22 protein-coding genes are annotated in these 21,537 nt (G+C 37.0%); 5 read left to right on the forward strand and 17 right to left on the reverse strand.

Annotated elements, in window-relative coordinates:
• Positions 1-69: 69 nt before the first annotated feature.
• From GJU43_RS15800 to GJU43_RS15810, 3 genes are all read right to left on the reverse strand, one after another.
• Positions 70-1,107: an aldo/keto reductase gene (locus GJU43_RS15800; RefSeq protein ID WP_195760057.1), complete on the reverse strand. Its 1,038-nt coding sequence runs from the start codon at positions 1,105-1,107 to the stop codon at positions 70-72.
• Between the two features lie 249 nt (positions 1,108-1,356).
• Complete coding sequence (locus GJU43_RS15805; protein ID WP_154341773.1) at positions 1,357-2,301, reverse strand: OmpA family protein; 945 nt, start codon at positions 2,299-2,301, stop codon at positions 1,357-1,359.
• Between the two features lie 206 nt (positions 2,302-2,507).
• Positions 2,508-3,269, reverse strand: coding sequence for an exodeoxyribonuclease III (locus GJU43_RS15810; RefSeq protein ID WP_154341775.1), 762 nt, complete (start codon positions 3,267-3,269; stop codon positions 2,508-2,510).
• 119 nt (positions 3,270-3,388) lie between these two features.
• Between GJU43_RS15810 and GJU43_RS15815 the strand changes: the two genes are divergently transcribed.
• A complete protein-coding gene (locus GJU43_RS15815) occupies positions 3,389-5,197 on the forward strand; it encodes a lysophospholipid acyltransferase family protein (RefSeq protein ID WP_154341777.1) in 1,809 nt (602 codons plus the stop codon).
• A gap of 62 nt (positions 5,198-5,259) precedes the next feature.
• On the opposite strand, the gene GJU43_RS15820 is transcribed toward GJU43_RS15815, so the two are convergent.
• The 4 genes from GJU43_RS15820 to GJU43_RS15835 form a co-directional block, all read right to left on the reverse strand.
• Entirely contained in the window at positions 5,260-5,523 is a 264-nt protein-coding gene (locus GJU43_RS15820; RefSeq protein WP_154341779.1) for a TM2 domain-containing protein, read from the reverse strand.
• An 80-nt stretch (positions 5,524-5,603) separates the two neighbouring features.
• Positions 5,604-5,885, reverse strand: coding sequence for a TM2 domain-containing protein (locus GJU43_RS15825; RefSeq protein ID WP_154341780.1), 282 nt, complete (start codon positions 5,883-5,885; stop codon positions 5,604-5,606).
• Positions 5,886-5,901: 16 nt separating this feature from the next.
• Entirely contained in the window at positions 5,902-6,327 is a 426-nt protein-coding gene (locus GJU43_RS15830) for a DUF805 domain-containing protein (RefSeq protein WP_154341782.1), read from the reverse strand.
• Positions 6,328-6,516: 189 nt separating this feature from the next.
• Positions 6,517-7,467, reverse strand: a complete 951-nt coding sequence (locus GJU43_RS15835) for a 2-hydroxyacid dehydrogenase (protein WP_154341784.1) — start codon at positions 7,465-7,467, stop codon at positions 6,517-6,519.
• 104 nt (positions 7,468-7,571) lie between these two features.
• On the opposite strand from GJU43_RS15835, the gene GJU43_RS15840 reads away from it, so the two are divergent.
• Genes GJU43_RS15840 through GJU43_RS15850 form a run of 3 tightly spaced genes read left to right on the forward strand, consistent with a single transcriptional unit; the run spans position 7,572 to position 9,971 of the window.
• Positions 7,572-8,264, forward strand: coding sequence for an aspartate/glutamate racemase family protein (locus GJU43_RS15840; RefSeq protein ID WP_154341786.1), 693 nt, complete (start codon positions 7,572-7,574; stop codon positions 8,262-8,264).
• A gap of 16 nt (positions 8,265-8,280) precedes the next feature.
• Complete coding sequence (gene nhaA, locus GJU43_RS15845; RefSeq protein WP_154341788.1) at positions 8,281-9,435, forward strand: Na+/H+ antiporter NhaA; 1,155 nt, start codon at positions 8,281-8,283, stop codon at positions 9,433-9,435.
• Positions 9,432-9,971 (forward strand): hypothetical protein, encoded by a 540-nt coding sequence (locus tag GJU43_RS15850; protein WP_154341790.1) that lies wholly within the window; start codon positions 9,432-9,434, stop codon positions 9,969-9,971. The genes nhaA and GJU43_RS15850 overlap by 4 nt, the downstream gene beginning before the upstream one ends.
• A gap of 67 nt (positions 9,972-10,038) precedes the next feature.
• On the opposite strand, the gene proC is transcribed toward GJU43_RS15850, so the two are convergent.
• The 8 genes from proC to GJU43_RS15890 form a co-directional block, all read right to left on the reverse strand.
• On the reverse strand, positions 10,039-10,815 hold the full coding sequence (gene proC, locus GJU43_RS15855; protein WP_154341792.1) for a pyrroline-5-carboxylate reductase: 777 nt from the start codon (positions 10,813-10,815) through the stop codon (positions 10,039-10,041).
• 100 nt (positions 10,816-10,915) lie between these two features.
• On the reverse strand, positions 10,916-12,265 hold the full coding sequence (gene mgtE / locus GJU43_RS15860; protein ID WP_127338928.1) for a magnesium transporter: 1,350 nt from the start codon (positions 12,263-12,265) through the stop codon (positions 10,916-10,918).
• Positions 12,249-13,034 carry a 16S rRNA (adenine(1518)-N(6)/adenine(1519)-N(6))-dimethyltransferase RsmA gene (rsmA, locus tag GJU43_RS15865; RefSeq protein ID WP_154341794.1) on the reverse strand — a complete coding sequence of 262 codons (786 nt, stop codon included), beginning with the start codon at positions 13,032-13,034 and terminating at the stop codon, positions 12,249-12,251. Before rsmA ends, mgtE begins: the two co-directional genes overlap by 17 nt.
• 79 nt (positions 13,035-13,113) lie before the next feature.
• Entirely contained in the window at positions 13,114-13,590 is a 477-nt protein-coding gene (locus GJU43_RS15870; RefSeq protein ID WP_154341796.1) for a nucleotidyl transferase AbiEii/AbiGii toxin family protein, read from the reverse strand.
• Positions 13,591-13,824: 234 nt separating this feature from the next.
• Complete coding sequence (locus GJU43_RS15875) at positions 13,825-14,136, reverse strand: DUF4286 family protein (RefSeq protein WP_154341798.1); 312 nt, start codon at positions 14,134-14,136, stop codon at positions 13,825-13,827.
• A gap of 106 nt (positions 14,137-14,242) precedes the next feature.
• Positions 14,243-16,024, reverse strand: coding sequence for a tetratricopeptide repeat protein (locus GJU43_RS15880; protein ID WP_154341800.1), 1,782 nt, complete (start codon positions 16,022-16,024; stop codon positions 14,243-14,245).
• A 110-nt stretch (positions 16,025-16,134) separates the two neighbouring features.
• On the reverse strand, positions 16,135-17,406 hold the full coding sequence (serS, locus tag GJU43_RS15885) for a serine--tRNA ligase (RefSeq protein ID WP_127338922.1): 1,272 nt from the start codon (positions 17,404-17,406) through the stop codon (positions 16,135-16,137).
• Between the two features lie 197 nt (positions 17,407-17,603).
• A complete protein-coding gene (locus GJU43_RS15890) occupies positions 17,604-18,143 on the reverse strand; it encodes a DUF4375 domain-containing protein (RefSeq protein WP_127338921.1) in 540 nt (179 codons plus the stop codon).
• Positions 18,144-18,346: 203 nt separating this feature from the next.
• Between GJU43_RS15890 and GJU43_RS15895 the strand changes: the two genes are divergently transcribed.
• Positions 18,347-18,631 carry a hypothetical protein gene (locus tag GJU43_RS15895; protein ID WP_154341802.1) on the forward strand — a complete coding sequence of 95 codons (285 nt, stop codon included), beginning with the start codon at positions 18,347-18,349 and terminating at the stop codon, positions 18,629-18,631.
• Here GJU43_RS15895 and GJU43_RS15900 read toward each other — a convergent pair whose 3' ends face one another.
• Positions 18,632-20,182 (reverse strand): patatin-like phospholipase family protein, encoded by a 1,551-nt coding sequence (locus tag GJU43_RS15900; RefSeq protein ID WP_154341804.1) that lies wholly within the window; start codon positions 20,180-20,182, stop codon positions 18,632-18,634.
• Positions 20,183-20,342: 160 nt separating this feature from the next.
• Positions 20,343-21,476 carry a DinB family protein gene (locus GJU43_RS15905; protein WP_154341806.1) on the reverse strand — a complete coding sequence of 378 codons (1,134 nt, stop codon included), beginning with the start codon at positions 21,474-21,476 and terminating at the stop codon, positions 20,343-20,345.
• Positions 21,477-21,537: the final 61 nt, after the last annotated feature.

Consider the following 21,537-nt stretch of genomic DNA (forward strand, 5'->3'; position numbering starts at 1 on the left):
AAAATTCCACAAATTATCACGTATTAACCTGTGACAATTTGTGGAATTCGCATTTATTCTTAAACCAGATTATGGAGCCGGATCCGGAATTATTGCCTGAACTGCTGCTATTTCAGTCAGGATTTCTTTGGATAAAAACACATCTATTGTATCGATGTTTTCTTTTAATTGTTCCAGTGTTGTAGCACCGATAATAGCACTTGTCAAAAATGGCTGCTGCAGCACAAATCCCATGGCAAGCTCCGTTAACGTTAAACCATGTTTATGAGCGATTTCCTGATACAATCTTGCCGCTTGCGTACATTGATCGCTATTGTAACGTGTGTACTGCGGAAAAAGATTAATTCTCGCATTCGGATGTGCTTCTCCGGTTAAAAATTTACCCGTTAAAACACCAAATGCCAAAGGAGAATAAGCCAATAATCCCACGTTTTCGTACTTTGAGACTTCGGCAGAACCTACTTCAAAAAGACGATTCAGTAAATTATACGGATTTTGAACGGTTTTGATTCGCGGAAGATTCTGGTATTTGCTTTCTTCCAGAAAACGCATCATTCCCCAGGCATTCTCATTGGAGACCCCAATGTGTTTTATTTTTCCTTCTTTAATTAGTCCGTCAAAAGTTTCCAGCACTTCCCTGAAATTATCTTCCCAGACTGCATCGTGATCTTTGAAACCGCGTTGTCCAAAATAATTGGTTGGTCTTTCCGGCCAATGCATCTGATACAAATCGATATAATCAGTCTGAAGGCGTTTTAAGCTATTTTCTAAAGCGTATTTAATACTTTCCGGAGAAAAATCAATTTTATCACGCATATAGGTGAAATTGGGGTTTGGCCCCGCAATCTTTGATGCCAAAACTACTTTATCGCGATTTCCTGATTTTTTAAACCAGGTTCCTATAATTTTTTCTGTACTTCCGTACGTTTCTTCACGTGCCGGAACCGAATACATTTCGGCAGTATCAAAAAAATTAACGCCTCTTTCGAGTGCATAATCCATTTGGGCATGTCCTTCGCCTTCTGTATTTTGCTGACCAAAAGTCATTGTGCCAAGGTTGATTTTACTGACTTTTATATCGGTATTGGGTAGTGTTGTGTATTTCATTTGTTTTTTTGAGGTTCTAAGGTACTGAGCTGCTAAGATTCTAAGTTTTTCTTTTGAATAGGAAGCTTCAAAGATACAACGGGATTCTTCAAATGAAAATTCGACAAAAGTTAAAAAAAGGATAAAGATTTTTTGAGTTGCTAAGATTCTGAGATACTAAGCATTGTTTTCTTTAATAAAAAAGGCTCAAAGTTTAAAAACTCTGAGCCCATACATCTTAGAGCCTAAGCCCCTTAGAAGCTTAGTAACTTAATTTATACTATTCAACATCTCTGCGATTTCATCTAATTTTGGAGTCAGAATAATCTCGATTCTGCGGTTTTTGGCTTTTCCTTCCGGAGTAGCGTTGCTGGCTAGTGGTGAAAATTCACTGCGTCCTGCTGCCGTTAGTTTTTGTTTGTTGATTTTAGTGTTTTCGCTTAGGATATTTACAATGGCAGTGGCTCTTTTGGTAGACAGATCCCAGTTGTTTGCAATTGGTCCTGAACCTGCGTACGGATCATCATCGGTATGGCCTTCGATCAAAACAGAAAGATCAGGATTATCTCCTAATACTTTTCCCAATTCCACTACTGCTTTTCTTCCTTCGGTTCCAACCGCCCAGCTTCCCGAATTGAAAAGCAATTTGTTTTCCATAGAAACATATACTTTTCCGTTCTTTTGTTCCACTGTCAAACCTTTTCCTTCGAAACCATTTAAGGCTTTCGATAACGTTTCTTTCAGTTTTTTCATTGCTGCTTCTTTGGCGGCAATCATTACTTCCAGTTCATTTAAGCGGCTTGCTGTTTTATCTAAACGGGCTTGTTCTTCGGCTAATTTTTTAGATTTTGCTTCTAATTGCGCCAATAATTCACGATTCTTGTTCATGTTGCTTTCCAGCGCATCGTTGCTGTTTTTTTCCAGAGCATTGTACGAATCCTGAAGAACTTTGTACTTTTTCTGTTCAGCAGCCAAATCGGCTTTTTGTTTTTCAAGATCTGATTTTGTGCTGGCCAGATCTTTGGTCAGTTTATCACGATCCAGTTCCAGCTGATTTTTCGATTTCTTTAAATCGGAATTTTCGTCAGCAATAGAGCGGTTTTCTTTTTTAAGATCTGAATATTTCGATTCAAGATCGTTGTAAATTTTCTTAGAAACACAAGAAGTAGCGGATAAAGCTAAAACTAACAGTCCGATTGAGGCTTTTTTAATCATTTTATTTACTTTTTATTTGGGGCGTTTAATACTTTATAATTTGATGTCTGCCGAATATACTACTTCTGATAGTCCTGATAGCTACCGGGAGATATCCTTTTTCTTGTTATGCAGAAAAAAAGGCAAGCAGTACAAAGTTCTTTATTTACTAAAGCTCAGAATGATAAATTCAGACCACTATTTTCGTAACAAGAACAATACCAAAATTATTCGATTTCAACTAAAACCGGACAATGATCGGAATGAATGGCATCCGGTAAAATAACAGCTCGTTTCAGTCGGTGTTGCAAAGAATCGCTCACCAGATTGTAATCGATACGCCACCCTTTGTTGTTTCCACGGGCTCCGGCGCGGTAACTCCACCAGGAATAATGATGCGGATCTTTGTTGAAATGACGGAAACTGTCAATAAAACCGGATTTCATAAAACCATCCAGCCAGGCGCGTTCTGCCGGTAAAAATCCGGAAACGGTTTTGTTACGAACCGGATCATGAATGTCTATCGCTTCATGGCAAATATTGTAATCCCCGCAGATTACCAAATTAGGAATGGTCAGTTTCAGCTCGTTGATATACGTCTGAAAGTCATCCATAAACATAAATTTATGATCCAGCCTTTCGATATTGGTTCCGGACGGAAGGTACAAACTCATTACGGAACAGTCGTCAAAATCGGCACGAAGGTTACGACCTTCAAAATCCATATGATGAATTCCGGTTCCATAAACGATATTATTAGGTTCTGTTTTAGACAAAATTGCCACACCGCTATACCCTTTTTTTGTTGCAGGATAGTAGTATTGGTACGGATAACCTGCTGCAGTAATAGCTTCTACAGGAATCTGCTCCTGTGTGGCTTTTATTTCCTGAAGGCAAATAACATCGGGACTGGCATGTTGCAGCCAATCGATAAATCCTTTTGAAATTGCGGCTCTGATTCCGTTTACATTATAAGAAATAATTTTCATTCCAGTTTTTTTTTAGGATTTCAAATGTAATAAAAAAGTGGAAAGTTTGTGTTTGAAACAGTAAAAAGTAGAGTTTTTTGTTATCTTTGTTCGCTGCTCTAATAAATTAAAAATAGTACATGGGTTTAGTTACCGCGAAAGAAGTTGCAAAAGCAATAAATGTTGACAAGTACGGAGTATTAGGTACTTTTTCCGGCTGGATGCTTATGAAGGTTCTAAAGATCTCTACCCTCAATAAGATTTATGACCACAATAAACATTTAGAGGATGTTGCGTTTTTAAACGGAATTTTGGATGAAATGGAAATTAAATTCGAAATCCCCGAAGAAGATTTAAAGCGTTTGCCAAAGGATGGTGCTTACATCACTATTTCAAATCACCCGTTGGGAGGGATTGACGGTATCTTATTATTGAAATTAATGCTTGAAAGAGAGCCTAATTTCAAGATTATTGCCAACTTTTTACTGCACCGCATTGTTCCGCTCAAAAAATACATCATGCCGGTGAATCCTTTTGAAAACCACAAAGATGCTAAATCAAGTGTGGTCGGAATTAAGGAAACCCTGCGTCACTTAAGCGATGGCAAGCCATTGGGGATTTTTCCTGCAGGTGAAGTTTCAACGTATAAGGATGGAAAATTAGTAGTAGATAAACCGTGGGAAGAGGGAGCCCTGAAACTAATCAGAAAAGCAAAAGTTCCGGTTGTACCGATTTATTTTCACGCTAAAAACAGCAGATTATTTTACTGGCTTTCTAAAATTGATGACACTTTACGTACCGCAAAACTACCTTCTGAACTGCTTACGCAAAAAGACCGCGTCATTAAAGTTCGTATTGGTAAACCGATTTCTGTAAACGAGCAAAACGAAATTGAATCGTTTGAAGAATACTCGGAATTTTTAAGAAAGAAAACCTATATGCTGGCCAATCCTTTTGAGAAGGACAGCAAACTGCTTGATACAGCAAGTTTAAAAATACCAAAAGCACCCAAAAAAATCGTTACGCCGGCAAGTGAATCCGCAATGATTGACGAAGTAAATACTTTAAGAAACAGCGATTGCCGTTTATTACAAAGTAAAAACTACGAAGTATTTTTTGCAAGAGCCAAAGCGGTTCCGAACATACTGCATGAAATTGGCCGTTTACGCGAAATTACCTTCCGTGAAGTTGGCGAAGGAACGAATGAATCTATAGATTTAGACAAATTCGATCAATATTATCACCATATGTTCTTATGGGATGATGAAACCAAAAAAATTGCAGGTGCCTACCGTATGGGACTGGGTTCTGAGATTTATCCAAAATTTGGCATTGAAGGTTTCTACCTTAATGATCTGTTCCGATTTGAGCCTGAATTACACGATATGATGCACAAATCGATCGAGATGGGACGTGCTTTTATCATCAAGGATTATCAGCAAAAACCAATGCCTTTGTTCTTGTTATGGAAAGGAATCATTCATACAACCCTGCGTTATCCGGAACACAAATTTCTGTTAGGCGGTGTAAGTATTAGTAATCAGTTTTCTGATTTCTCAAAATCTTTAATGATTGAGTTTATGAAATCCAATTATTACGATCCTTATATTGCGCAGTACATACATCCTAAGAAAGCATACAAGGTAAAACTGAAAGACGCAGACAAAGACTTTATTTTTGATGAAGCTGAATCTGACCTGAATAAATTTGATAAAATTATTGACGAATTGGAGCCCGGTAATTTACGTTTGCCTGTTTTGATTAAAAAGTATATCAAGCAGAATGCACGGGTGGTGGCTTTTAACGTCGATCCTTTGTTCAATAATGCCATAGACGGCCTAATGTACATCCGAATCGCAGATATTCCGGAAAGTACTATGAAACCTGTTATTGAAGAGTTTCAAATAGAATTAGAGCGTAAACTATCTGAAAAGGAAGATGTCAATTAAAATGATTTTACATAAAAGAAAAAATCCCAATCGGTATTAGCCAATTGGGATTTTTTTTATGCTTAGAACCAGCCTTTTTTACCAACCTGATACGTTTGGTAAAAATCTTCATCTGTCTTTGTCAGATAAATAATGCCTTCAATAAGCCCTATAAGTCCTCCAATGCCACACAACAGCCCTAAAAGAAGCTGAATTACGCCTTCTTTGGTATATCCTAAATAAAACTTATGAATTCCTAAAACGCCAAGTAAAATTGCAAAAATTCCAGATACAACTTTTTTATTCTCTTGTTTGATCACTCCAAACTCTGATTGGGTATTTTCCATATTCTTGTTTTATAAAATTTGAAATCAACTTATATTAAAAGAAAAATCCCATCGCTATAGCAGATGGGATTTTTTATGTTTTAGAACCAGCCTTTTTTACCTACCTGATACGTTTGGTAAAACTCTTCGTCTGTTTTTGTCAAGTAAATAATTCCTTCTACTAAACCAATTAGACCGCTAATTGCTCCACAAGAAACTATGCCTATCACTAATTGAATAATTCCTTCCTGCGTATAGCCTAATATAAATTTATGAACTCCTAGTCCTCCTAATAAGATAGCAAGAACACCTGCAACAACTTTTTTATTCTCTTGTCTTGGCGTTGATGGCGCATTCCAAGCTTCTGGTTTTGTGTTTTCCATTATATATATGATTTAATTATTGTACTTCAACTTTTCCAATTTCATTAATTTCTTCGATTTCATTTTTAGGATCTGGTCCATATTGGTTTGTTCCTCTGTCCCCTTCTGTAACAAACAAAATAAGCAACCAAATACCACCAATGAAAGGCACGAATGCAATAAAATAGAACCAGCCGCTTTTGTTAACATCATGCAATCTTCTAACCACTACACCTAAAGTAGGAATAAAAGTAGCCAGAGTGTAAAGACCGAAAAGAGCATATCCGATAATTCCTCCGGTCACTGCATCTCCAAAAATTCCTCCAATTATAGCTCCAAGGACTATTAATACAATAGAAATTATTCCGTTAGCAAGCGCAAAATACCAATACTCGCTTCTTCTGGCGCGTCCTTTAAAGTTTGCATAGTTTTCAAAAACCACTTTTTTGTACCATTCAATCATAATAAACAATATTAGTTAAGTTAATTCCTACTCGTAAGGATTTTCGGTTACTCCCCGGTTCTCAAAGACAATCTTATTTAGATTAATTCTTCAAAAACCAGAAACAATATTATTAAAAATTAACAAATAAAACTAATTTTAATAGAATATTTAGAAGAAAACGCTCGTTATTTAAATCTAAAATTAAAGTTAATTAATATGGTAAACAGCTTTTATTTTATCCACGATTACTTGTGCCAGTCTCTCATGGCTCTCAAATGTCCATCCGGCTATATGTGGTGTTAACAAAACGTTTTTTGATTCGAGTAAATACTGAAAGGCTTCCGGCGTGTTATTCTCCTGAAAAAGGGTTTCAAAAGATAACTTTTCGTATTCCAGAACATCAAGACCTGCTCCCAGGACTTTTTTAGCTTTCATGGCTTCTACTAAATCTGCCGTCACAATATTTTTACCACGCGAAGTATTTATAATCCAGAAGGGTTTTGCAAAAGCATTTATAAAATTGGTGTTCACCATTTTATCTGTTTCCGGAGTCCACGGAAGATGTAAACTCAGAACATCTGTTTTTTGCTGTAATTCCTGCAATGAAACCTGTGTCGCATTTTCATCTCCGACATTTTCCAAAATATCATAACACAGCACATTAACTTCAAATCCGCGGAGTTTTTTAGCAAACGCTTTTCCCATGTTTCCATAACCAATAATACCCACGGTTTTGCCGTCGAGTTCATGTCCGCGGTTGCTTTCCCTGTTCCAGTGTCCGGCTTTTATTTCAGCATCAGCCTGGTTTAAATTATTGAACAAAGACAGAATTACGCCCAGCGTATGTTCTGCAACAGCGTTGCGATTACCTTCCGGAGCAGCGATCAGATGCACTCCTTTGCTTTCGGCATACTCGCAATCAATACTTTCTAAACCCGCGCCCACTCTGGCAATAAACTGTAAATTGGTTGCCTTATCGAGAAATGTTTTGTCGATTTTAAAACGACTTCGGATGACGATTCCGTTATACTCCTGAATTTTGTTTTCGATTTCTTCTTTAGAAGATTTAAAATCGGCATGATTTTCAAAACCGGCTTCTTCTAATTGTCCCCAAAGTATCGGGTGATTGCTATCGATATGTAGAATTTTTGCGCTCATAAATTAAAACTTTATTATGAAAACAAAGTAACAAAAAAATTGCCGTTTATCATTTTGACAAAAGTAATTCCCCAAAAAAGGCGTAAATTCGCATAAAACGGAATATGAAAACAATTGGCTTGATTGGAGGAATGTCTTGGGAAAGCTCTTCTTTATATTATCAGATAATAAACCGAACCGTTCAGGAAAAATTGGGCGGTGTCCATTCAGCTAAATTACTGCTGTATTCCGTAGATTTTAATGAAATTGCAGTATTACAAAAAGAAGGAAACTGGGAGGAATTAGCACAATTGATGATTGACGCGGCACAAAAACTCGAAAAAGGCGGTGCTGATTTTATTGTTTTGTGCACCAACACGATGCACAAAGTATCGGATGCGATAGAAAAAAATGTATCAGTTCCTTTAGTGCATATCGTTGATGCCACTGCCGAAAAGATTCAGGAGAAAAGTATAAAAAAAATAGGCTTATTGGGTACGTCGTTTACTATGGAACAGGATTTTTTTAAAGTTCGTTTATTCGAAAAACATAAAATCGAAACCCTGATTCCAAACGAGAAACAAAGAGCCGATATACACCACATTATATATGAAGAATTAGTAAAAGGAATCATAAACACAGATTCAAGAAATATCTTTTTAGAAATAATCACTGATTTAATTCATAAAGGAGCCGAAGCAATAATATTGGGCTGCACCGAGATCGAATTATTAATCACCAATGAATACACTGACGCTGAATTATTTAACACTGCTGAAATTCATGCAAAGAAAGCTGTCGAATTTTCATTAGCATAATATAGTACACTTAAAAATGAAATTAACCAAAACTTTTAAAGCCTTTTTTGAAAACGAAAAATCAGGAGGCCTCCTTTTACTTTTCGTTACCATTACCTCTCTTTTTTTAGCCAATTCTTCTTTTCAGACGGAATATATTTCATTTTGGGAGAAAGATCTGGGACATCATTCCATAACGCATTGGATTAATGATGGTTTGATGACTATTTTCTTTTTACTCATTGGTTTAGAACTGGAACGTGAAATTTATCACGGTGAATTATCGAATATCAAAAATGCTTCATTACCTATTATGGCAGCATTTGGAGGAATGTTTATTCCTGCAGCAATCTTTCTGGCTTTGAATTTTGGCACCGCAACCCAAAACGGAGCAGGAATTCCGATGGCTACCGATATTGCTTTTGCTATTGGAATTTTATCGCTTTTAGGAAGCAAAGTTCCTGCATCATTAAAAATATTCTTAACGGCCCTTGCAGTCATCGATGATCTGGGAGCTATAATTGTGATCGCCGTTTTTTATACGACATCCATTTCTTTCGTAAACCTTGCCATTGCCTTAGGGATTTGGGGGATTCTATTTATTCTGAACCGTAAAAAAGTCTACCACCTGCTTCCTTATTTAATCGGAGGGGTCGCCATGTGGTACTTTATGCTAAATTCCGGCGTTCATGCTACGATAACCGGAGTCATATTGGCTTTTGTTATTCCGTTTGGGGATGGCGGCGAAAAATCAATCTCTTATAAACTACAGCACTATTTACACAAACCTGTGGCCTTTTTTATATTGCCTTTGTTTGCTGTTGCCAACACCTGCATCGCCATAAAACCGGACTGGCACGAAGGTTTAAGTCACCCGAATACATTCGGAATTGTTTTAGGCCTGGTTGTCGGAAAACCTCTGGGAATCTTACTCTTCTCTTTTGTTGGGGTTAGTGCCGGAATTTGTTCTTTGCCAAAAGAACTAAAATGGTCCCATATTTTAGGCGCCGGAATGCTGGGCGGCATTGGTTTTACGATGTCAATTTTCATTACCCTTTTAGCTTTTAAAGATCCTGAAACGATCATTTTTTCTAAAATTGCCATTTTAATTGCCTCAATTCTTGCGGGCTTATTTGGTTTTTGTTATTTAAAATACATTCTAAAACAAAAGAAAAAACGATCTAAAATATGAATCCAGGAAAAAACCTAATAGCGCTGGTAATTTCCTTTTTTCTTATTACGGCCTGCAGTGATAAACCCAAAACAGCCACCATCCCACAAGAACAAACTAAAAACACAGCGACTCTTCAAGCTCAAAAAAGTACCGAAGCAATTGAAGGAGTTTATACTTCTAACGAATGTGATCTATCTATACAAATTACAAAAACGAAAGACGGTTATGCCTATTTTCTTCAGACAAACACAAGAAAATTAAACGGTAAAGCCACTGTAGCCCAAAATGAATCGGGTGAAAAATATGTAACCCTCCAAGGAATCCAATGGGACGATTACGAAGGAGACATTAGTAACGAAGAGGAAACAGATTCTGTTTCGAATCCGGAAAAGACCGCTAAAGAGATTGAAATTCCTGTCGGGATCGACGCAAGTTATGTAAAAGATACCCTGACGATTCAGAATTATGGCAACTCGATGAATTCATATACGAAGATTTCAGAGTGCGGTGCAAAATATATCCGACTGATTAAAAATTTAAATTCCAAAAAATAAATTCCAAATTCCAATTTGATAATCAGATTGGAATTTGGAATTTTTAAATATTGGAATTTCACTAACGCTATCCTTTAATCTGCTTCAGGGAAGTTTTGATTCCTTTGATTAGGGACGAGCTGAATCCATTGTGTTCCATTTCGTTTAACCCTACAATGGTGCAGCCCTGAGGCGTTGTTACACGGTCGATTAATTGTTCCGGATGTACTTTTTCTTCTAACAACATTTTAGCCGCTCCTTTTACCGTTTGTGCAGCAATTGCCAAAGCCGTATTCGAATCGAATCCAATCTCGATTCCTGCCTGCATAGAGGCACGAATATAACGCAAAGCATACGCAGTACCGCAAGCACCTAAAACAGTGGCTGCATCCATCAATTTTTCATCGATTACCGGAGCTGTACCTAAATCCTGAAACAGATCCACTATGGGCAATGCTTTTTCACGATCTTTTTCCGGAAAAGAGATACAGGTTGCTGATTCTCCAAACTGAGCCGCAATATTGGGCATAATCCGGATTACCGGATATTCATTGTTTGTTTTGGACTGAAGGACATCAAGCGACAACCCGCTTACTGCCGAAGCAATCGTTTTATTTTTGATTACCGGTAAAATCTCTGCCAGTACTGTATCAACCTGATAGGGTTTTATGGTCAGGATCACCACATCGGCTTCCTGAATATTGTGTTTGTTATCGGATGAAACGGTAATTCCGTGTTCTGATAAATATTCGATACTGGATGTATTTCGTCTTGTAACGGTTACCTGATTATTTTTGGAGAATTTTGCAATTCCCAGGGCTATAGAAACCCCAAGATTTCCTCCTCCTATGATGTGTACTTTCATTGCTTGTTTTTTAGCTGATTAATAGCCCGTTTTTTCAGCCACAAATTACACCGATTTTAGAGATCTTAAATCACTGTAATCTATTAATTTGTTGCAAAACTTAAAACCCAAGAATCATTTTGGCTACTCCAAAATAAAGCATAATTCCAAAAACGTCATTGGTCGTAGTAATAAAAGGTCCTGTTGCAATGGCAGGATCAATTTTGTTTTTATGAAGAAAAAGCGGCACTAAAGTTCCCAGAGTTGCAGCAAATAAGATCACTACAATCATCGAAATTGAAATCGCGATTCCCACTAAATACTGCTGATACATCACCGAATGATAGCCTAATAAAAGCAATGAAATAATAGTTCCCGAAATCATCGATACTGAAATCTCCTTGCTGAAATAGCCGCGGCTGAATTCTTTCAAAGTTCCGTTGGCCAGACCCTGAACGACAATTGCCGAAGCCTGAACACCAATATTTCCGGCTGTTGCCGAAAGCAGTGGCACGAAAATAATTAAAGTTGAATATTTTTGAAAGGTAGCTTCATTTCCTTTCAACACAAAAGAAGCCACAATTTCGATTACCATTCCGATTAAAAGCCACGGCAAACGTGCTTTGGTCAACTCCAAAACGCTGTCATTGGATTCTACGTCCTGGGTAATACCCGCTGCCAACTGGTAATCTTTGTCTGCCTCGTCCTTGATTACGTCAACGATATCATCAATGGTAATTCTGCCCACCAGGCGCCCCAGTTCATCTACAACCGGAATGGCTTCCAAATCGTATTTTTGCATGATACGGGCTACCTCAACATCTTCGGTATCTACGTTTACGAAATTAAGCTTTCGAATATAAATATCTCCGATTTGTGTTTTGGTCGAGGTGGTCAGTAAATCTTTAAGTGAAAGCCTTCCTTTTAAGCGGTTTTCGTCATCGACCACGTAAATCGAATGTACTCTTGATACGTTTTCAGCCTGAATACGCATTTCTTTCACACAGGTCAGCACATTCCAGTTTTCATTGACTTTAACAAGCTCTTTTCCCATCAGACCACCGGCGGAATTTTCATCGTAACGCAATAAGTCGACAATATCTTTTGCGTGCTCAACGTCAATTAATTCCGAGATTACCTCTGCTTTAATTTCCTGTGACAGCTCCGCGATAATATCTGCGGCATCATTGGTTTCCAGCTCATCAAGTTCTTCCGCAATCTCCTTAGGTGAAAGTCGGCTTAAGATATTTTCGCGCAAATCATCTTCTAATTCCAGAAGAATTTCGGCTGTTTTATCGCTATCTAAAACCTTAAAAATATAAGTTGCTTCGTCAAAATCCAGTTCGTCAAGGATTTCGGCGATATCTGCGTGGTGCAGGTCATTCAATAAAACTTCAAGTTCCTTGTCGTTTTTATTAACAATATGCTCCTCTAACTGCTGGATTAAATCTTTACTAACTTTGAACTCCATCGGCTTCTATTTTTTGAGTCAAAACAATAAATTCGTCTACGCTAAGCTGCTCCGGACGTTTATCAAAGATAAGGTCTAATCGAAGATCATCTGATAAATTTAATGTTTTCAAACTGTTACGTAATGTTTTTCGTCTTTGCTGAAAAGCCGTTTTTACCACTGTAAAAAATATCTTTTCGCTACAAGGAAGACTGTAATCTTCCTTTCGGGTCATTTTCATCACACCCGATTTCACCTTGGGCGGAGGAATAAAAACATTTTCGTCAACAGTAAACAAGTACTCTGTATCATAGAAAGCCTGGGCTAAAACGGATAAGATTCCGTAAGCCTTTGAGCCTTTTTTCTCGCAGATTCGTTCTGCCACTTCTTTTTGAAACATTCCTGAAAACTCAGGAATCTGATGTTTAAGTTCTAAAGTCCTGAAAACAATCTGAGTCGAAATATTATACGGAAAGTTTCCAATAATAGCGAACTGCTTGTCTTCATACACTTCTTTTATATTGTATTTCAGGAAATCCTGAGAGATAATTTTATCTTTTAATTTCGGATAATTTTCACCCAAATACACCACAGATTCCGTGTCAATCTCGATGACATGGGTATTAATTGGTTTGTCAAGCAAATATTTAGTCAACACACCCATCCCCGGTCCTATTTCTAAAACCTCATCATATCCTTTTAAACTTAAAGTATCTGCAATTGCTTTGGCGATACTTTCGTCTTTCAGGAAGTGTTGTCCTAAATGTTTTTTGGCTTTTACTTTTTCCATTGTCTTTTTTTAGATTCTTAGATTGTCAGATCCTAAGATTGTTAGATTTTCGAAATATCAGGTAATCCGGAAATCTCATTTATTTTTTATTAATCTCTCTCAACTGTTGAATGTCTAACAAATCCTTTGCTCTGTTTGCTTTAATCTTACTTGTAATTAAATCTTCTAAAGACAAAACATTCCATTTTAAAAATGTTTTATCATTTACAATCACCTCTTCACTATCAATAAAAGCTTCATCAAAAGTTTTATTTACCGAAAATCTGGTAATTAATTCCAAGTTCAAATCAACCGGGGAGAACTTAATTGAGATGTTTTGCTGCTGTTTTTTTACATTTTCGGGGAAATCATCGATTTCATATCCCATTTCATTAAAAACAAGCACCAATTTTTTAAAATTGTCATCTGTTGTGTCAATCCAAAAATCCACATCTGCTGAATGTCTCTGATAGCCATGAAAATTTACAGCTCCACCGCCAACCATAAGCATCCTTACCTTATGTTTGCTTGCCAAAGTAATAAACTCATCAATGTTTTGATCCCATAATTTTGACATACTAACTCGATTTTATAACAATCAGAAAATTATCTTTGTTTCTATCCTCTTTATTTTTTACGGGAAATCGGCTTACTCTTTCACTTAATCTTAAAAAACTATAAAATCTTTCCGTTTTAGACAACTTCAGAAAATCTTCCTGTTGTTGCTTATTACTTTCTTCTTTAGTTTGAAATCGAATTTCCATAATTTTCTTTTTTAATGATACTGAAAACCGGGACTGAAAACTTAATCTTAATGTTCCGAAATAACTTCCAGCTCCGTTTTGAAAGAAAGCATTTTATCTGCAAACAATCCCAAAGCTTCCCTGTGAAATTCCGGTTCATCTTCGATGTAAAACTGCTCTAAAGTTTCTTTACTGTCGGTAACATATTGTACGGAATACGTAATGCCGCCCATTTCTTCTTCAATCAAAACTTTCACAATTCGTGCTGAAGAGAATTTTTGTGTGGCTAAAATTTCCGGTATGTGTTTTTCCTGCATCCACTTTAACCATTGGTCGTGAACGCTTTCGTGTATGTTGGTCGTAACGTTGTAAATAATCATTTTCTGTTTAGATTGTTAGATTTCTTAGATTGTTAGATTATTAGATTATTAGATTATTTAGAAAAGTCTAAAGATCTAAGTAGTCTGAAATCTAAGAATTCTAATTTTATAAATTCTTGTCTCCTCTTAACTCGCGGTATTTTTTCCTGGCATCAACAAAGTAAATACTATCCTGATGGTTAAAAATCACTTTTTCATATAAAGGCTTTGCCTTTTCTGTATCTTTCAATTCGTCGTTGTAAATTTCTGCCGAAAAGAATAACGCCTCATCTACATAAATTCCGTCACTGTGATTGTCAATTATTTGCTGATACTGGCCTAAAGCAGCCGTATAATCTGCTTGGCTTTCGTATATTTTTCCTAAACGCAACATTGTAACAGCTTCAATTTCCTGTCCTTTAAAATTTTTCAGAATACCCTGAAACTGAGCAATAGCTTTCAGTTTCTTATTTTGGTACATCAGAAAATCACCTTTCGCAAACTGTTTCAGTGCCGTTTGCGTTGAATCGGCAGCGGTATTGTCGTTGATTAGTAAAAAATATTCAAGAGCGTCATTGGCAATCAACTGTGTATTGGCTGATTTTAATTCTTTAAACTGTTTCAAAGCCCATTCAAAATCAGTTTTGTAATAACTTGTTTTGGCAGCCCTCAGACTCGCCTCATGCGACATCACATCATTCTTCAAATCCAGCTGAATCTGGGAATAATAAATCAGCGCCTGATTGAACTTTTCTTCCAGAAGCAAAATATCACCCAGTTCCATTTTAGCATCTGCCTGTTGATACTCATTCAGGTTTAGCTCTAAGGCTCTTTTTATAATTGCTTTGCCTTCTTCCGGTTTTTTCAAATTAAAAGCCAGAAAGTGCGCCTGAATTATTTGCAAAGATACGGTAAAAGGAGTGATTTCATAGGTAGTCAGCAATTGTTGTAACTCGGTCTCGATAGCCGGATAGTCTTTTTCCTGAGCTTTTTCAATTTTAATTTCCATCAGACTGGCATTGGTCTGAATCAGCAAATCTAAATCCTTGGTATTTAACAGAATAAAATTCAGAATCTCAGTAGCGGTCTCGGTATCGTTTTCATTCAGTGCAAACTGACTCAGATTCACAATACTCATCAGGGATTCGGGTTCTCTTTTATAAATGGCTTTTTCCTGGATAAAAGCCTTTCCGAATTCTTTCTGCTGCACGTAAAACCAGCTTAAGTAATGGTTCCAGAACACATCCTGATCTTTTTGCGTTCTTAGGATTAATGCTTTTCGCATCGCATCTTTGAAACCTGTATTATCGGTTTCTCCATTCATAAAACGGGAAAGCTGTGTCTGAATTAAATTGGCATTCTGTGGATTCTTAAAGGATTCCGTCAGTAAAAGGTCGATCATTTGATCGGTCTTTCCCAGCTGGCCGTACAACATTCCGATCTGAAAATTGAAATTGTAATTCGGCTGCACTTCCATTGCGGTCTGATAGGCTTTTAAGGCATATTCGAGCAAAACCTTTTTTTCAAAGGAATTTCCGATACCGTAAACATCATTCGAATTGGTTCTGATTTTTTCAATAGCCTGATCGTAATAGCTTTTGGCTTTGGATTCATTTTTCTGCAATTGAAAGTTGTAACCCAATTCAACCAGAAAAACACCTTGTTTGTATCGGTTGTATCTCTCCTGAATCGCTTTTTGGGCAATATCAAATTGCTGCAATTGCTGGTAACAGTCGATGGTTCTTAAAAAATACTGGGTATTGGACGGGGCTAAATTTAAAAGCTGTTCGTAACTGACTTTTGCTTTTTCGAAATCGCCTTTATCGTAGTAATATTGAGCCAGTTGCTCATTTTGTGCAAACGCAAAACCAGACCACAACAAAAGAATATAGATAAAAATGTTTTTCATATTTCTGGTTTTTGTTGAAAATCTTTTTGAGTCGCAGTTATTAGTTTTCAGTCGCAGTTGACAGTCGCAGTTTGCTAACTGAATACTGCGACTATAAACTGTAAACTGAATTAATCTATTATATCAAATCCGCAGTACGGACGTAAAACTTCCGGAATTACGATTCCTTCCGGTGTTTGGTAATTTTCCAAAATTCCTGCCAGAACTCTTGGCAAAGCCAATGAACTTCCGTTAAGGGTATGTGCCAGCTGGTTTTTCCCATCTTTGTCTTTGAAACGCAATTTCAGACGGTTGGCCTGAAAAGTTTCGAAGTTAGAAACGGAACTAATTTCTAACCAACGGTCCTGAGCGGTAGAAAACACTTCAAAATCATACGTTAAAGCAGAAGTGAAACCCATATCACCACCACACAAACGCAAGATTCGGTAAGGCAATTTCAATTCCTGCAGAATGTTTTTTACGTGCTCGACCATTCCATCAAGCGCTTTATAGGAATTGTCCGGGTGTTCGATGCGCACAATTTCTACCTTATCGAATTGGTGCAAACGGTTCAGTCCACGAACGTGTGCTCCGTAAGAACCTGCCTCACGGCGGAAACATGGTGTGTAAGCCGTATGTAAAACCGGCAATTCGCTTTCGCTCAAAAGAACATCACGAAACAAGTTCGTCACCGGAACCTCAGCGGTTGGAATCAGATACAAATCATCAATCGTAGAATGATACATTTGTCCTTCTTTGTCCGGCAATTGTCCTGTTCCGTACCCTGAAGCTTCGTTTACCAAATGCGGCACCTGAACTTCATTGTATCCTGCAGCTGTATTTTTATCTAAAAAGTAATTGATTAAGGCACGTTGCAGACGGGCTCCTTTTCCTTTGTAAACGGGAAATCCGGCACCGGCAATTTTCACACCCAGTTCAAAATCAATGATGTCGTATTTTTTTACCAGCTCCCAGTGAGGCTGTGCGCCTTCGTGCAAAACCGGGATTTCACCTTCTTCAAAAACATTCAGATTATCGTCCGGCGTTTTTCCTTCAGGAACAATATCAGCCGGAAGGTTAGGTAGCGTATATAATTTATTGGTTAATTCGACAGCCAGAGCTTCTGCTTTTTCGCCTAATTCTTTACTTTTTTCTTTTAAGGAAACTGTTTTTTCTTTTAAGATTGCTGCTTTCGATTTCTCTCCGGCTTTCATCAATTCACCAATATCCTTGGATAATTTATTAGATTCAGATAAAACATTGTCTAATTCTACCTGCGCAGCACGACGGTTTTCATCTAATTGAACCACTTCTTCAACAACACTTTTGGCATCGATATTTCGTTTTGCCAAAGCCTTGATTACTTTCTCCTGATTTTCTCTAATAAATGCGATTTGTAACATAGCTTGATTTTTGTAACTATTTTATTTTTATATAAAGGAAGCAAATTTAAGGAAATGTTTGTTAAGAATAAGGACAAAGTTACCTGTAAAAGCGAATTTCACAGGGCAAATTGAAACGAACACAGAATTTCTTTGCCATTTAGATTCAATTCTGTGCTGCTTTGTAGTTTTTCTTTGAAAAAAGGGTCGAAATAAAACTATTCCCTTTTAATTTCATGTCCCACAAATTCCTCTAAAACCGCGAACATTTCGTCCACCGAAAGCACTTCGGTATCGGGATGGGATTTTAGGAAACCGGCGTTCAGTGTCACCAGATTTTCTTCCAGTTCAAAGAAAGTATCGTTGTTTAGCAAATCTCTCGTTGGGTTGACGCCTTCCAGTTTTCCTTTCAGGAATTTATCAATCTTGACACTACTCAGCAATCGCACTCTTTTGGCTTGTGTCTGAAACAATTCTAAATGTTTTTCAGCGCCAATTAAAGCGAGGCCTTCTTCTATCAGTTCATTCAGTTCTTTATTCCAGCGTGAATTGTAAACGAATTGCGAAAAATTGCCTTCCGTATATTGTGAAGTATAATAATCCAGATAATAACTCATCAAGGCATCTTCGTGAATCAGGTCGTCGTCTATTTTTTCCTCACGCATCAGGTTGATCACCGAAATATTAGAATTGATCACGTCCTGAGGATTTTCGCTGTTTGCCGCGGTTTCTGAAATAATGATTCTGCCGAATTCCATTTGAATTTATTTTAAGGAGTTTGGTGCAAATTTCGGGTAAAATAACAGACGAAAGAAATCCTAAATTGCTTTTATGCACAATTTTGTCATTTCTATAAAAACGAAATTTAAAATTATTCTCCGTAATTTCATAAAACTATTCGCTAACTTATTAAAAATCAAAACAACAAAAGTAATTTTCAAAGAGATAAAACACTAACCAAATGAATACACTGCTAAAAAAACCAACCCTGTTTTATGTCCTGGGAATACTTTCCATCCTTGCCGGTACTGTTTACGCTATATTATTGATTGCCGGAAATTCCGCGCAGGACGGATTACTGGGGATTTATATTTTATTCAGCCTGATATTGGTTTTATTCGCCGTCATTGTCGACAGATTTCTGGTTCGGAAGTTCGGAAACCAAAAGGTGAATAAAGTTCAATTTTCTTTCCTGCTCCTGATCGTGCTTCTTTGGATTATCAGAGCAATATTAAATGGGTTTTAATTATTTCTGTTCAACCAATAGTTCTTTCAGTTCCTTCGTTTTTACAAAAGCAGCAAAACGCCCAGAGAGCAATAACATTTCTTTTTCTTCGGGAGTTGTTTTTAGTTTTGTTTCCACATGGGCTGCATATTCGTACAACATCAAAAGTTCACTGGCACCAAAATTTTTAAATTTTTCTTTGTCTAAACTGGACAGCATTACTTCGCCATTTTTGTCTTTTTTGAAACTTTCAGTACCAAAGTTTTTAATCAGTTTGGTTCTAAACTCAACATACAATTTCAACCAGCTGCTCTCTTCATCATCCGTGTTTTTTAATTGCAATACCAGATCTTCATAATCCTGATCTTTGTTTAGTTTCAAAAGATAATCGCGTAAGGTTGTAAAGCCAATGACCTGAAAATTGGAAACCGGAATTTTATACTTCTCCAGCACATTTTCAACATCATTTTCAAAAGTAATGTATCGGGTCTGAACGGTATACAAAGAAGCCGTTTCCAACAAGGAAATCAATTTGATTTTGGTGTCATTGATGTAAGGTTCCTTCTTCCCTTGCCCTAAACAATCTATAAAAAGTGCTTTTTTGTTTTTATTATCGACTTTCTCATCATTGTGCAGCAGTTCAATTAAGGTCTGATAGCCCATATTATCGGAAGCACCGCCATCGATCACACATAATATTTTGTCCTGGCCTTTGATTCCGAATTTGGTTTTGGGCAGTACCCCCGGAAAAGCAGAACTGGCTGTGATCGCATACGTGAGCGGAAAATCATAACCATTACTGATCTCGTTTTTATCCAGAGGAAGGGAAGACTTATTGGGAGCCAGTGATGCATTTATTTTTAAACCCCTGATAATATGCGGCATAAAAGGAAATCTTTCGCCATTGTTATAGGCGGTTCCGTTGGCCACCAGCACAGGCAATTCGGGTGTTTTTTTACTCTCTTTTGGAATGAAGAAATCCGACAACAGCATTTGGCTTTTGAACTTATCCGGATTTTCAGGATTGGAACTGTCGTATTGCAAAACCTCCAGGTCTAAACGCTGCGTCATTGATATTTTTTCTCCTTTTTCGTTTCTGCTGTTATTCAGAAGAGAGAAAAGTGATGCCGATTTATTTACATCTGATTTGTAAGCATCTGCTTTAGAGAAATAAAACTCATTGAAGGAACAATTGTCGTGCTGCAGTTTATTTTTGAGGATTGTTAAATAATAACCCGCTGAATAACAGCCGCCCGAAACGGTGGAGAAATAATCTATTTCGTTTAAAAAATTACGTTGGGAATCATTTTCTCCTATTTCTTCTAACCCCAAAAGCACACCCATACTAAAAAACTGTGCCCTCGATCCACCTCCCGAAATTCCGACCCCTAAAGCAATATTGGGATTCTGAATTCTTTTATCCCGTTCCTGAACCGATTTATATTCGTTCAGATTCACCGAAGGAATAGAATTATAGTTGATTTCCGAGAAAAGATTGATCTTGTTCTGAGCTATCGCTTCACCCGCAAAAACAAGCAAAAGAAAAACGATGTGAAGCCTTTTATATTCCATAAACCCTTCAATTAAATTGTTTTTTATTCCACATTAAATACTCTCAAAATAAAGGTTTTAAAATTAAATAATTAATTCAATACCATTTACCTGATGGCTATTTTTTAACTTTTTAAAGCATAAAAAAAGCCGCACTAAATGATGCAGCTTCTTCTATTTTTTATTGTTTAATACCCATTTCTATTTTAGGTACCTGCTTTTCCGGCCGAATTCGTTTTTTCAAAAACAAAATCTGTCCCAAATGACTGGACTGATGTTCCATCACGTGAAACCAGCAATATTGGTTACTTATGTCGTATTTCATCTGAACTTCGGCAAACCAGGCATCATCTCTTTTCTTTAGTTCTGAAATGGTTTTGGCCCTTACTTCATTATAAATATCCAGATAATACTGAATGTCATGTCCTTTAAATTCATCTCGTCCGCCCTGATCTAAGTTTAAAGCGGCCTCCCAGATTTTCTTCTCTTCTTCATTAAATTCTCTTTTTTCGAAAGTAAAAACCTGATAGTATTTTTCGGCTGCAGCCAAATGCATGACCAAAGCACCAATTCGGTTGGCCTGCTCATCATGCAGATAATCAATCTCGTACTGATTCATGTTTTTAACGGCTCTTTCCACACGGTCTTTAAGGTCTTCCAGCATCGAAATCATATCGCCAATTTTGGGTGAAGCGCCTTCCACATTTCCTATTTTTCCGGTTTCTTTTATGACAATACCCGTCCCTTCCAGTACTAATGCATTTTTTCCATCGGCGGCTGATTTATCGGAATATACCTTATATTCCTTCACCTTAACTAATTTTGCTTTAGAGGTCCCTAAATTCCATTTCGGAATATCTCCATTGTTTACAGGCGTTTCAAAACCTGAATTTAAAATGGTTACCGGCTCAAAGACACCTTTTGCATTTTCAATAAACAACTGAAATTTATCAAAATAAAACTTTCCATTATACGAGCTTAATCCTCCAAAAGTCAAAGATTTACTATTCTCATCAATTATTCCTTCAACGGTATACGATTGCCAGTCTTTTGATTTGATTGGTCTTTCTTCCATATTATCAAAAAAACCGACTTCATCATTTTTATTATTCACTCTTGCCCAGATTCCCGCCCAGGCTTTAGGCTCTGCGGTTTCTACTTTTGCAGAAGCAACCAGTTTAAATTTTTTCTTGGCCGGAGTCTGAATGTCTATGGTCTGGCTGAAACCCATCCAATCACTCGAAATAACCCTTGGTGCCTGACCCTGAACCGAAACAAAACTTAAAAAAAATACTACGATAGTAAATTTTCTCATTCTCTATATTTTAAAAATTTCCGTAAATATAATATACTTTTTTAAGGAATTAACTTATTAT

This window comes from Flavobacterium sp. LC2016-23, assembly GCF_009674775.1.
Taxonomy (GTDB): domain Bacteria; phylum Bacteroidota; class Bacteroidia; order Flavobacteriales; family Flavobacteriaceae; genus Flavobacterium.